The 12,871-nt window shown below is 62.5% G+C and carries 11 protein-coding genes; 4 read left to right on the forward strand and 7 right to left on the reverse strand.

Annotated elements, in window-relative coordinates; translation table 11 throughout:
- Positions 1–11: 11 nt before the first annotated feature.
- From AC6GQJ_RS13115 to AC6GQJ_RS13125, 3 genes are all read right to left on the reverse strand, one after another.
- Positions 12–782 (reverse strand): alpha/beta hydrolase, encoded by a 771-nt coding sequence (locus tag AC6GQJ_RS13115; protein ID WP_500768942.1) that lies wholly within the window; start codon positions 780–782, stop codon positions 12–14.
- Between the two features lie 95 nt (positions 783–877).
- On the reverse strand, positions 878–1,699 hold the full coding sequence (locus AC6GQJ_RS13120) for an alpha/beta fold hydrolase (protein ID WP_500768944.1): 822 nt from the start codon (positions 1,697–1,699) through the stop codon (positions 878–880).
- Between the two features lie 197 nt (positions 1,700–1,896).
- Positions 1,897–2,367 carry a tetratricopeptide repeat protein gene (locus AC6GQJ_RS13125; RefSeq protein WP_500768946.1) on the reverse strand — a complete coding sequence of 157 codons (471 nt, stop codon included), beginning with the start codon at positions 2,365–2,367 and terminating at the stop codon, positions 1,897–1,899.
- A gap of 69 nt (positions 2,368–2,436) precedes the next feature.
- Between AC6GQJ_RS13125 and AC6GQJ_RS13130 the strand changes: the two genes are divergently transcribed.
- From AC6GQJ_RS13130 to AC6GQJ_RS13145, 4 genes are all read left to right on the forward strand, one after another.
- Positions 2,437–3,681: a cytochrome-c peroxidase gene (locus AC6GQJ_RS13130; protein ID WP_500773921.1), complete on the forward strand. Its 1,245-nt coding sequence runs from the start codon at positions 2,437–2,439 to the stop codon at positions 3,679–3,681.
- Positions 3,682–3,786: 105 nt separating this feature from the next.
- The gene (locus AC6GQJ_RS13135; RefSeq protein ID WP_500768948.1) at positions 3,787–4,740 is read left to right on the forward strand and encodes a Bug family tripartite tricarboxylate transporter substrate binding protein; all 954 of its coding nucleotides are present in this window, start codon (positions 3,787–3,789) and stop codon (positions 4,738–4,740) included.
- Positions 4,741–4,810: 70 nt separating this feature from the next.
- A complete protein-coding gene (locus AC6GQJ_RS13140) occupies positions 4,811–5,362 on the forward strand; it encodes a hypothetical protein (protein WP_500768950.1) in 552 nt (183 codons plus the stop codon).
- Positions 5,362–6,936, forward strand: a complete 1,575-nt coding sequence (locus tag AC6GQJ_RS13145) for a tripartite tricarboxylate transporter permease (RefSeq protein ID WP_500768952.1) — start codon at positions 5,362–5,364, stop codon at positions 6,934–6,936. Before AC6GQJ_RS13140 ends, AC6GQJ_RS13145 begins: the two co-directional genes overlap by 1 nt.
- Here AC6GQJ_RS13145 and AC6GQJ_RS13150 read toward each other — a convergent pair.
- The 4 genes from AC6GQJ_RS13150 to AC6GQJ_RS13165 all read right to left on the reverse strand — a co-directional run bounded on the left by AC6GQJ_RS13150 (position 6,933) and on the right by AC6GQJ_RS13165 (position 12,694).
- Positions 6,933–7,718 (reverse strand): carnitinyl-CoA dehydratase, encoded by a 786-nt coding sequence (locus AC6GQJ_RS13150; protein ID WP_500768954.1) that lies wholly within the window; start codon positions 7,716–7,718, stop codon positions 6,933–6,935. The genes AC6GQJ_RS13145 and AC6GQJ_RS13150 overlap by 4 nt on opposite strands.
- Positions 7,715–9,748 (reverse strand): acetate--CoA ligase family protein, encoded by a 2,034-nt coding sequence (locus AC6GQJ_RS13155; RefSeq protein ID WP_500768956.1) that lies wholly within the window; start codon positions 9,746–9,748, stop codon positions 7,715–7,717. Before AC6GQJ_RS13155 ends, AC6GQJ_RS13150 begins: the two co-directional genes overlap by 4 nt.
- 83 nt (positions 9,749–9,831) lie before the next feature.
- Positions 9,832–10,992, reverse strand: a complete 1,161-nt coding sequence (locus AC6GQJ_RS13160; RefSeq protein WP_500768958.1) for an acyl-CoA dehydrogenase family protein — start codon at positions 10,990–10,992, stop codon at positions 9,832–9,834.
- A gap of 103 nt (positions 10,993–11,095) precedes the next feature.
- The gene (locus AC6GQJ_RS13165; RefSeq protein ID WP_500768960.1) at positions 11,096–12,694 is read right to left on the reverse strand and encodes an FMN-binding glutamate synthase family protein; all 1,599 of its coding nucleotides are present in this window, start codon (positions 12,692–12,694) and stop codon (positions 11,096–11,098) included.
- Positions 12,695–12,871 lie beyond the last annotated feature (177 nt).

Genomic DNA, 12,871 nt, shown 5'->3' on the forward strand with positions numbered 1-12,871 from the left:
TATGGGTGTGTTTACGATCCCTGCGCCAAACCCGCGATATCCGCCACGGTGCGTTGCAGCAGCAGCGTCCGCTCCGGCAGGCTGTTCCAGCCGTGGTCGGCCTTGTCATAGCGATACAACGTCGCTGCATCGCCCCAGATCTCGGCATAGCGTTCGGCGTATTTCATTGGCACCACATTGTCCGCCGCGCCTTGGTGTACCCAGACCGGCCCTGTGTAGGCCTCCAACCCTTCGTAGGGGTCAAAACTTTTGGCGGTTTCGACGAAAGGCAGGCCGAGTGCCTGACCGTTATGGTCGAACACGCCGGTTTCATAGACAGGGTCCAGCGATTTGCCCTGTATCTGGTTATCCTTGATGTCATCGACAAACACCGCCGCCGCCGCCCAAAGGGTCAGGCTGGCCACATCCTTGGTCCTTTGCGCAACTAGGCGGGCGGATTCCATACCACCCAGTGAATGGCCCAACACATGCACAGGCCCGTCCGCCTCCTGAACCACATGGTCCAGCATTGCTGACAGTTGGTCCAGTTCGTCCGGCACGGTGATGTCCTGAAACCGCCCGTCGCTTTCGCCATGTCCCAAACGGTCAAAGGCATAGACGGTACAGCCCGCGTCCGTCAGCCCGCGCGCCAGATCGACAAAAGCGCGCCCGACCCCTGTGCGGGTAACGCCAAAGGCGTGGTTCATCAAAACCCGCGCACCAGTGGGACTGGGCGCGTCATAGCGGACACCGGACAGGCACTGACCGTTGTAATCGAGATATATCGCTGTGGGGAAAGACATGAGGCCTCCTATCGACGGTGGCGGGTCGCTGGCATGGTGCGCGTAAGCCCAATGGTGCACCGCGCTGTGCGGTACACCCTTGGCTCGGAAGGCAGTTATGCCTTGAGGAACGCGATCAGGTCGTCGTTGAACCGCTTGGTATGGGTGTTCACCAAGGCGTGCGGCGCACCGTCATAGGTTTTCAACTCCGCATCCTTGATCATGTCGGCGGCGCGTTTCGCGCTGGCCTCGAAGGGGACGGTCTTGTCACCCGTGCCGTGGATGATCAGTGTCGGCACATCAAAGGCGGCCATGTCGGGGCGGAAGTCGGTCTTAGCGAATGCATCAACGCAGTCGATGGTCGCCTTCGGGCTGGCCTGCATCGCCACGCGCACCGCGTCGTGCAGCAGCGCCTCGGACACACCGCCCGCCTCGGTCCCCTGACCGAAAAAGTCCTGATAGAAGTCGTTCAAAAATGCTGGGCGGTCTTTCTTCAACCCTTCCTTCATATCCTCGAACACCTGACCATCGACGCCATCGGGGTTGTCCTCGGTTTTAAGCATGAAGGGCGTCACGGCAGACACCAGTGCAGCGGCGCGCACGTTCTTGCCACGGTGGCGGGTCATATAGCGCGACACCTCGCCCCCACCCATCGAGAAGCCTACCAGTGCCGCATCCTTGATGTCGGCATGGTCGATGACGGCGGCCAGATCGTCGGCCATCGTATCATAATCATAGCCCGTCCATGGCTTGCCGGAATGGCCAAAACCGCGACGGCAATAGGCGGTCACCCGATTGCCCGCGTTCACCAGATCGGCGATCTGATATTCCCACATCGCGTGGGACAGGGGCCAGCCGTGGATCAGCACCACGTCGCGGCCTTCGCCATAGGTCAAGGTGTGGATTTCGGTGCCGTCGGTGGATGTGCAGAATGCCATAATGTCGCTCACTTCGGTTTGTGTAGATTTCAAGGTGAGTAACAAAGCGGCTGCGGTATCGTTCCATCGCGGATGTGGCAGAATGCCGTGGCGGGCGAATGCGCGGGGGCAAAAACGTGCGCTTCCAATCACGAATAAACAGGCGCCAAAGCGCGGCGCGCTGCCCTCTTTTCATATCGATGTCGGCCTGCCACACTCTAGCGGAACGGATACATCCACACCTTGTAGTCAGCGACCAGAATATGCGCCCGATCAATCTCTTCCTGCGTCATCTTCTTGACCACTTCCTCAAGCGAGATGGCCGCGTCGGGATCGCCGCCGATGGCCGACAGGGTGTACCACATATAGGCGCGCACAAGATCCGGCGCGGGCATGCCGCGCCCGATTTCGTAATACCAGCCGACACCGGATTGCGCACCGGGATGGCCCTTCATCGACGCACGCAGATACCACTCGAAGGCGCGCTCGTCGTCACGCGGCACGCCAAGGCCCATCGCATACATGACGCCGATCAATTCTTCGGCCTCGGCATTGCCGGATCGCGCCGCAGGCCAAAGCGCCTCGTAGGCGGCGGGGTAGGCGCCTGCCTCCATCAGGTCACGCGCCTTTTCCATGTCGGCCTGCGCGGGCAGGGCAAGCAAGGTAAGGGCTATGGCAAGTTTGCGCATGTTGTCCTCCTGTGCGCGGCGCCAGCATTTGCCGATGACCTGCCGCGCCCGTTAGGGCCGGATGATTTCATCACGGTCGATCTTGCACAAGCCAAACTGGGCCAGTTGCTGTTTTACGATCGCATTCTGTCGGGCAACCGCAATATCGCCTGTTCCACCTGTCACCATCCAGACCTTGGCACCGGCGACGGGTTGAGCCTTGGCATCGGTGAAGGGGGTGTCGGCCTTGGCCCCACGCGCACCGGCGGGACAGGCGATGACCGCATCCCCAAGCGTATCCCGCGTAATGCGCCCGGTTTGTGGAACCTTGGCGCGCGCGATCTGAACGTGATGTTCCATGATGGCCGCCTGAGCATTGCCGACACGTATGAGAACGGGTTCAACTCCCCCGCGCAGGAACGCCTGCCCGAAGGGTTGGCCAACCTGCTGGCCGCGCAGGCGATCTTTCCGTTGGTGGCGCAGTTCGAAATGGCGGGCAACCCGCGCGAGAACGAGGTGGCGGGCGCGATCCATGACCGAATTGATTATGCATGGCCGATCCTGACCGACCGGGTGCGCCACATTCCCGCCTATGCCGAGATGTTCGCGCAAGCCTTTGACCACATCGACAGGGCCAGCGACATCACAATTGCCGATATCGCCAACGCGCTCAGCGCCTTTATGATCCACGAGTGGACCAGTATCGACAGTCCTTTTGACGCCTATCTGGCAGGCGACCGCGCCGCGATGACACCGATGCAAAAGGCGGGCATGACCCTGTTTTACGGCAAGGCGGGATGTTCGCGCTGCCATTCCGGACCTCTGACTAGTGACCAGAGGTTTCACGCGATCGGCCTGCCGCCATTCGGGCCAGGACGCACGCGGCCCTTTGATCCGATGGTGCGCGATGTGGGGCGGATGGGCAAAAGCGACCGGCTTGAGGACGCCTATGCCTTCCGTACGCCGATGCTGCGCAATGTGGCACTGACCGCGCCTTACGGGCACAACGGTGCCTATCCCGATCTGGAAGGTATCGTGCGCCATCACCTTGATCCGGCCCGAGGGTTCGAGATGTGGCGCCCCGAACTGGCGGCACTGCCAGAGGTGCCGTGGCTTGCGGCGGCGGACTTCAACGTCTGGCAGGACAGCCGCGAGATTGACCGCCAGCGCCGCGCCATCACTTTGGAACGGAACCTGATGACGAACGAAGGCATCGCGGCACTGGTCGAATTCCTTGGCGCGCTGACGGGTAAAACCGCAGGGCAGGGCCGCTTGGGCATCCCGTCCGAAGTGCCTAGTGGCCTGCCTGTGGATCTGGGGCTGGCGGGGCAGTGATCTGCGCATTGTCTTGATCCGCACCTCCTTTATTATGGGCCGACAAAACAGAACAACCGCGCCGCAGGGATGCCGGATGCGGGCACGAACAAAGGGACAGCACTGATGAAAACAGTGGTCAAAAGACTTGGCGCGGCGTTGGCCGTCACACTGGTTGCAACGCTTGGCCATGCTGCTGACTGGACTCCGCCGGGACCGATCAAACTGATGATCGGCTTTGCGGCGGGGGGCGCTGCCGACACGCAGGCGCGTCTGATCGCAGAGGAACTTGAACAGCGCCACGGCTGGGACATTGACCCTGTGCAGGTGACGGGAAAGGGCGGTCTGAACCTCGCCGCCGAACTGAAGGACGCACCGGCGGACGGCACCGTGATCGCCATGGTCGTGACCGAAACGCTTGGCTACAACATGGCCGCTGCGTCGAAGGCGGGGATGCATCCGAACGACTTTACTGCCATCACCTCGACCGCCGGTTTCCAGATGGGGATCGTCGCACTGTCGGACAAAGGGTGGGGGAGTATCGAAGACGCGATTGCTGCCGGAAAGGCGGGGGAGGCGCTGCGTTTTGGCACGATGAGCCCGCGACTGTCCGACATCGCCTATCTTCTGGGGGAAACCCATGGCGTGCCTTTCAACATCGTACAGGTGCGCGGCGGCAAGGCTGTGTTGAACGGCCTTTACGCGGGCGATCTTGACCTCGGCTTTGTCGCGGGGCTGCAATCCAAGGGCGTTGCCGCGGGCGATCTGGTCAACCTTGCCTCGGCCCTGCCAGAACCGTTGCGCCAATCCCCCGATGCGCCCCTGCTCAGTGATTTGGGCGTCCCGTTCAGCGCTGATGGCCAGTTCGTCTTTGTCGCCCCTGCCGGACTGCCGGTCGACGCGCGTGACACAATGGCCGCCGCCATCGCAGAGGTGGTCAGCACACCCGACACTCGCGCGGGCGATCTGATCGCCAAAGCATTGGGCGGCCCCGTCATCATTGCGGGCGATGCGTTGCAGCAAGTGCTGGTCGAACGCTACGACGCGGCGGGCGCATTGCTAGAGGCTGTATCGGAATAACAAAAACTGCCATGATCGCCGGAGGCGGCACAGCAGTTGGCCGGATACAGAGGAAAGGCGCGCGCGCAGTATGACCCGCACCGGTAACAGAGTGCTTTGCCTAATCTGCATGGCCTTTGCGCTGCTGTGCCTTGTGGTGTGGATCCCGTTAGATACCGAGACTGGGCTGGTTGAACAGGTGCGCCGCCGCGTGCAAATCGGAGATGCGCTTGCCCCCACGGCGGCGGCGGTTTTCATCCTGCTGGGCGGTTTGGTTCTGATGATCGCACCGCATGCAGATCACAGACCGCAGGCTGTATCGCTCCGGTTCGGGGCGGCGATGCTGGGGCTGTTGGTGGCAGGGTTTTTGCTGATGCTGGTGGCAGGGCCGCTTGTTGCGGTGCTCGTGGGGCTGTGGGCCGACGAAACAGTCGAATACCGGGTGCTGCGCGGGACGGTGCCGTGGAAATATGTGGGGTTCGCCCTTGGCGGGTTGATGTCCATTGGCGGGATCATCTGTCTGGCCGAGCGTCGGGTGACGTGGGCCGCATTTGCCATCGCGGGCGCGACGGTGCTGGCCATGATCGGGGTGTTCGACTTGCCCTTTGATACGCTGCTTTTGCCCCCGAATGGCGATTTCTGATGGACTTGCTGGATTACGTCTGGATGGGGGTGCTGGCCGTCTTTCAGGGGCCGGAGGCGTTCAGCCTGCTGGGCATCGGTATCTCGGTTACGCTGCTGATGGTCGCCGCGGGCTTTGTCCTTGGCATCGTGGTCGGCGCCACGCCGGGCTTGGGCGGGCCGATTGCGATGGCCGTGTCCCTGCCGATCCTGATCTCGGTCTTCGGCATATCGTCCGACGCGTTGCTGCCCGTGCTCGGCTTTTTGATCGGCGTGATGAAAGGGGCCACAATCGGCGGCGCGGTGCCTGCGATCCTGTTCAACACTCCAGGCACGCCGGACAGTTACCTAACCACGCTTGACGGTTATCCCATGGCGCAGCGCGGCGCAGAGAAGAAGGCGCTGCGCATCGCGCATTTCGCCTCGGTCTCTGGGGATACGTTTTCGGACATCGTGCTGATCCTGTGCGCGCCCTTTCTCGCCCTGCTGGTCGAGGCCTATCTCGACCTGCCGGAAAAAACTGCCCTCCTGATCCTGTCGCTGTCCTTTATCTCTGCCGCCGTGGGCGGATCGCTGGGCAAGGGGCTGATTTCGTGCGGGTTGGGGCTGCTGACCGTCTATGTCGGTACCGGAGAGGATTTTTACCCCCGCCTGTCCATGGGCACCCAGTCGCTGAACCGTGGCTTTCCTTTTGTCACGGCCATCCTCGGGGTGCTGATCGTCGGAGCCGTGTTCCACCAGATGGCGCTGGTAGACACCGTGCCCGTACAAAAACGCGCCGCTGGCCCGAAAGGGGCGGATGATGGGCCCCTGACATGGGCAGAGCGGCGCGCACTGGCCCCGACCATCCTGCGATCGTCGGTCATCGGCACGCTCATCGGTGCCCTGCCGGGGATCGGGTCCACCCTTGCCGCGACGTTGGGTTATACGGCGGCCAAGGCGCGCCATGACAGGACACGCGCGCCGGATGCGCCCGCCTTTGGCGCTGGCCAGCCGCTTGGTATCGCGGCAACCGAGGCGGCGAATTCTTCGGTCTCCGGTGCCAATCTGATCCCAGTTCTTTCCCTTGGCATTCCGGGCAACACGGCGGCGATCTTTCTGATCCTCGCGACAGAGAGTATCGGCGGCTTCAACCCCGGCCCATCGGTGTTCAAGGTAACGGCGCAGGCAGTGAACACAGAACTGGTGATCGCCTTTGGCCTGTTCACTTGCATGTTCCTCGCCAACGCGATGAACTGGACCATGGGCGGTGCATTCATGCGCTCCATCGGGTTTCTGGCGCGGGTGCCGAAACAGCGCCTGCTGCCGGTGGTCCTGTTCATGACCCTGACGGCCATCTACGTGCAGGAAACGCGGATGGAGGCAGTGTGGTTTACCATTGCCTTTGGGGTTCTCGGCTTTGGCATGCGGGTGCTGGCGATTTCGCCGCTGCCCTTTGTGATCGCGTTTATTCTGGGCTCCAAGCTCGAAGAGACCGCGCGGCAGGCCTTTGCCGCGACGGGGGGCGATCCGTGGTTCCTGCTGACCAATCCGATTGCCGCCGCCTTCACGGCGCTGTCGGTGCTGGTGGTGATCTGGGGCGCGCGGCGCGGCTAGCGGCCCTTCCAGACGGGATCGCGTTTTTCGGCAAAGGCGCGCGCGCCTTCCAGTTGATCTTCGGAACGGTAAAGCCGTTCGACCGTGGGCAGCTGGCTTTTGGTGATCCGGTTCATGGCGTCCTGAAACTTGGAATCCTCGGCATCGCGCACGATCTCCTTGATCGCTGCATAGACCAGCGGCGGCCCCGAGGCGAGAAGGCGCGCCATGTCCCACGCCCGCGCCATCAGGGCGTCTGCGGGCAGTATTTCGTTCACCAGCCCCCAGCGATGCGCCTCTTGCACGTCGAACCACCGGCCCGTCAGCAGCAACTCCATCGCGATGTGATAGGGGATGCGCTTGGGCAGTTTCACCGACGCGGCATCGGCAACAGTGCCGCTGCGGATTTCCGGCAGGGCAAAGGTGGCGTGATCTGCGGCCAGAATGATGTCCGCACTCAGCGCCAGTTCCAGGCCGCCGCCGCAGGCGATGCCATTTACCGCAGCGATCACCGGCTTGTTCATGGCGCGCATTTCCTGCAAACCGCCAAAGCCGCCGATGCCATAATCACCATCCACCGCATCTCCGTCTGCCGCTGCCTTCAGATCCCAACCGGGGCAAAAGAACTTGGACCCTGAGCCTGTGATGATCGCCACCCGCAGGTCCGGATCGTCGCGAAAATCGGCAAAGACCTCTCCCATGATGCGGCTGGTCGCCAGATCAATCGCGTTGGCCTTGGGCCGGTCGAGGGTCACTTCAAGGATCGCCCCCTCGCGGCGGGTTTTCACGGGGTTGTCGGTCATGTCGGCGTCTCCTGTTCGGGGGCGGGCATTCGGATCAGTGCATCAACGGCAATCGCCGCATCGGGGGTACAGATCAGCGGATTGATCTCGATCTCTTCTAGGCCATCGGCGTGGGCCAGGGCAAAGGATTGTAGCGCGAGGATGCCCGAAGTGATGGCCTCCAGATCCGCTGCCGGTTTGCCGCGATAGCCATACAACAGGCGCGACAGGGCCAGCCGGTCGAGTGCGGCGCGAATGTCTTCTGTGGTGGCGGGCAGCAACAGGGAGGCCGTGTCGCGCAGCAACTCGGTCAGCACACCACCCGCCCCAAGGGTCAGGACCAGCCCATGCGCCGGATCGCGGGTGATCCCGACCAGCAGTTCGGCAACTGCATTGCTGACCATCTCTTCAACCAGCACCGTGTCGGTGCCAACGGCCGCGACTGCCGCGCCCAAACCGTCCGGCATCACGCCAAGGCGCACCGCGCCCGCATCGCTTTTATGCGCAAGGCCTGTGCCTTTCACGACCAGTGGCGGTGTCAGATGCGCGGCAGCCTCCTGCACATCGCTGGCCGATGTGGACACACCTTCGGGGATCGCGATGCCGGATGCGCGCAGCGCTGCCTTCGCCGCACTTTCCGACCACGTGACAGCCTCACCTCTCGCGCGCGGGACACAGACGGGCAAAGGGTGGGGCGCGCCGTTTCGCGCTGCGGCCTCTATGGCGGATAACGCCTCGCGCAGGCCGCAAAACGGCACTACACCCTCAGCCATCAACTCCGCTGCGACCTCCTGCGGCATCAGTTCCGGCAATGTCGCGATCACGCCAAATGGTCGCCCCGTCGCGCGCCGCACGCCAATCGCAGCTTGGGTCGCGCAGGTCCAGTCGGTCGCATCCGTCACCGGATAATCCACAATGGACACGGTCATGTCGATTTCCGGCCCCGTCATCCCCGCCCAAGCGCGGGTCATGGCCGCCGTATCGCGCCAGATATAGGTGTTGTAATCCAGCGGGTTCGACAGCGCGACCATCGGCCCAAGCGCGGCCCGCAACGCGCCCGTCTGCGCTGCATCCAAAGCCGGAAAAGTCAGAGATGTCTCGGACGCCATATCCGCAATAAGGCTCGCCTCGCCCCCCGAACAACTGATGGAGGCAAGGCGCGTCCCCGTCAATGGCCCCTGCACATGCAACAGTTTCAACGTCTCAAGGAACTCGGGCAGCCCATGCAAACGCGCGATGCCCAACCGGTCCAGAAACGCCTGCGCGCCAGCGTCGCTGCCTGCCAGTGATGCGGTATGCGACACAGTGCTGGCGCGGGCATGATCCGATGCGCCGACTTTCAATGCAATCAGCGGCACCTTTTGCGCATGGGCCTTGGCGGCCAAGGCCTCCCACAGGCGCGGATCACCGAACCCCTCAATATGTAGGCCAATGGCCGTGACGCGCGGATCGTCCAGCAGTGTCTCGGCAATCCGCGCCTGCGCCGTCTGCGCCATGTTCCCGCATGTCACCACATAGGCCAGCGGCAGGCCGCGCTGCTGCATCGTCAGATTGATCGCGATATTCGAACTCTGGGTCAGGATGGCAACGCCACGTTCGACGCGCGCACATCCATGTTGGTCCGGCCACAACAGTGCGCCGTCCAGCGCATTGATAAAGCCATAGCAGTTCGGCCCGAGGATTGGCATGTCGCCTGCAGCTTTTACAAGCTGCGCCTGCAAATCCGCCCCACCCGCATCCTCTGCCGCGGCTTCGGCAAAGCCCGAGGCAAAACAGACCGCGCCCCCTGCGCCCATCCGCGCCAGCTCGGCCACAACCGACACGGTGGCATGTCGGTTCACGCCGACAAACACCGCATCCGGCGCACGCGGCAAATCCGCCAGCGCCTGATACGCATTCAGCCCCGCAACCACTGCATCGCGTGGATGCACCGGCCAGATGTCACCGTCAAAACCCATCCGAACGCATTGCGCGATCACCTGCGCACACCACGCCCCGCCCCCGACAACTGCGATGGCGCGTGGCCGCAAAAGCCGCTCAAGCCCGCTCACTCACACGCCCCTTGCGTTCATCTTTGGGTCCGAAATACCTCGGGGAGCGCGAGGGGCGGCGCCCCTCGATCCAGCCCTTTCCATCACGCACCCAACGGGCGCAGCAAGTCGCGCGCGATGATGTGGCGCTGGATTTCACTGGTGCCGTCCCAGATCCGTTCGACGCGCGCGTCGCGCCAGAACCGTTCGATCGGAAAGTCGTCCATCAACCCCATCCCGCCATAGATTTGCAGCGTCGCATCCGTGACCCGCGCCAGCATTTCCGACGCATAAAGCTTCGCGCTCGCGATTTCGCGGTTGGCGGGCAGGCCCTGATCCAGCCGCCACGCGGCGGCCAGCGTCAGCCAGTCGGCCGCGTCGATCTCTGTGATCATGTCGGCGATTTGGAACCCGACACCCTGAAACTTGCCGATGGGCTGGCCGAACTGTTTGCGCTCGGCGGCATAGGACAGGGCCAAGTCGAAACAGCGCCGCGCGCGGCCTACCGAAAAGGCAGCGACGGTCAGTCGCGTGGCATAAAGCCATTCGTTCATCACCGCAAAACCGCCATCGACCTCGCCCAGCACCTGCGCATCCGACAGGCGGCAATCGTTGAAATCGAGGATGCAATTCTTGTACCCGCGATGGCTGACGGATCTGTAGCCTTCGCGCACTTCAAAGCCCGGCGTGCCGCGATCCACCAGAAAGGTGGTGATCCGTTTCTTGGGCCCCTTGTCGGTTTCGTCCACGCCTGTGGCCACGAACACGATAAAGAAATCCGCGTGCTCCGCCCCGGATATGAAGTGTTTCGACCCGTTCACGACCCAGTCGCCGCCGCTGCGCACGGCGGTGCATTTCATGCCGCGCACATCCGATCCCGCATCCGGTTCGGTCATGGCCAGCGCGTCCATCCGCTCGCCCCGCACCGCAGGCAACAGGTAACGTTCGCGCTGGTCATCGTTGCAGGCCATCAGGATATTTTGCGGGCGGCCGAAAAAGTGGGTCAGTGCCATCGACCCGCGCCCCAACTCGCGTTCGACCAGTGTGAAGTCCAGATGACTCAGCCCTGCGCCGCCCACGCTTTCGGGGAAGTTGCAGGCGTAAAAGCCCAGATCAATCACCTTGGATTTGATCGCCTCGCCCAGTTCGGGGGGCACCTGTCCGCTGCGCTCGACCTCGGCCTCGTGCGGATAGATTTCGTTCTCGACGAAGCTCCGCACGGTCGAGACGATCATCTCCTGTTCGTCGCTCAGGCCAAACTGCATCCGCGCTCTCCTTCTTTCGTCGGGATCACGAAGCAGCCTGCCCGAACATGGCGCGCAAGTTTACTGTTTTGTTGCGCGGGGCGCGAAAAACTTGGGGCGGACTTTACTCCGCGTCGAAAGGTTCAAAGCTCTCGGCGCTGGATCGGTTCCAGCGCATCAAATAGCCGTAATCGTCCTGTTCGTTGCGCAGTAAAAACCCTTCGGGCAGGTAGGGATAGACTTCTTGGCCCGTCACCATGTCGCGGTCGCTTTCGCGCATCAGCAGGTGGTGGGGGCGAAAATCGTTGGGATGTGTCAGGCCCGCAGCCCCCGTCATCTCGGCAAGCGCCTTAAGGGTGTTCTTGTGAAACCGGTACACGCGCTCGGACTTGTCGGGCACGACAAGGGCGCGCTGGCGCATCGGGTCTTGGGTCGCGACGCCCACGGGGCAGTGGTTGGTGTGGCAGGCCTGTGCCTGAATGCAGCCGACGGCAAACATGTAGCCGCGCGCCGAATTGGCCCAGTCCGCGCCAAGGGCCAGCATCTTGGCCATGTCAAAGGACGACACGATCTTGCCCGACGCGCCGATCTTGATCTTGTCGCGCAGGCCTGCGCCACGCAGCGTGTTGTGTGTAAAGGTCAGCCCCTCGACCAGCGGCATGCCGACGTGATTGGCGAATTCCAGCGGTGCCGCGCCGGTGCCGCCTTCCTTGCCGTCGATCACGATGAAGTCTGGCACGATGCCTGTATCCAACATGGCGCGCACGATGCACATGAATTCGCGCCGGTGGCCGATGCACATCTTGAAACCGACAGGTTTGCCATCGGCATGATCGCGCAATTTGCCAATGAACTGCATCATTTCGATTGGGGTCGAGAATTCGGGATGCGCCGCGGGCGAGACACAGTCCTGCCCTATGGGGATGTCCCGCGCCTCGGCGATCTCGGCCGTGATTTTGGAGGCAGGCAGCACCCCGCCATGGCCGGGTTTGGCACCTTGGCTCAGCTTTAGCTCGATCATCTTGACCTGCGGGTCCGCTGCCAGTTTGGCGAACTTGTCCGCGTCAAAGCGCCCGCTTTCGGTACGGCATCCGAAATAGCCCGAGCCGAGTTCCCAGATCAGGTCGCCGCCGCCTTGACGGTGATAGCGGCTGATCCCGCCCTCGCCGGTGTCATGGGCAAAGCCGCCCTTTTGTGCGCCGATGTTCAGCGCAAGGATCGCATTGGCCGAGAGGGAGCCGAAGCTCATCGCGGAGATGTTGTAGATCGATGCGTCGTAGGGCTTTTTGCAGTCGGGCCCGCCGATGCGGACGCGGAAATTGTGATCGGTAATGTGTTTTGGCACGACCGAATGCGTCACCCATTCATAGCCGGAATCATAGACGCGCTGCTGCGTGCCAAAGGGGCGCTTGTCCTCGACCCCTTTGGCACGCTGGTAGATGAGCGAGCGTTGATCGCGCGAAAACGGTTCTTCGTCCTGATCGCTTTCCATCAGATACTGGCGTATTTCGGGGCGGATGCCTTCGAACAGGAACCGCAAATGGCCCATGATCGGATAGTTGCGCAGGATGGAATGGCTGGGTTGGAACACGTCATAGATGCCCAGAACCGTCAGCAGCGCGAACAGCACCGTAAAAAGGATCATCCAGCCCGACCACATCAGCCCGATCAGGCTCAGCAAGGTCAGAACGGCTGCTGCGATAAGCAGGCTGTAACGGGTCATGTGGGTATCCTTTGAAAGCGTTCCGGCATGCGCATTTGCGCTGCAACCTAGCAGCTTGCGGCGAAACGATAAATATAGCGCGTGGCGGTCGGGCCACGCGCCAATTCTGGCGGTTCAAAGGATGGGTAGTGTGGTGGCGGTACTGAACCGCCACCGGTTCATTGTCAGGCTATTGCG

Source organism: Tateyamaria sp. 7Alg 36 (assembly GCF_059882455.1).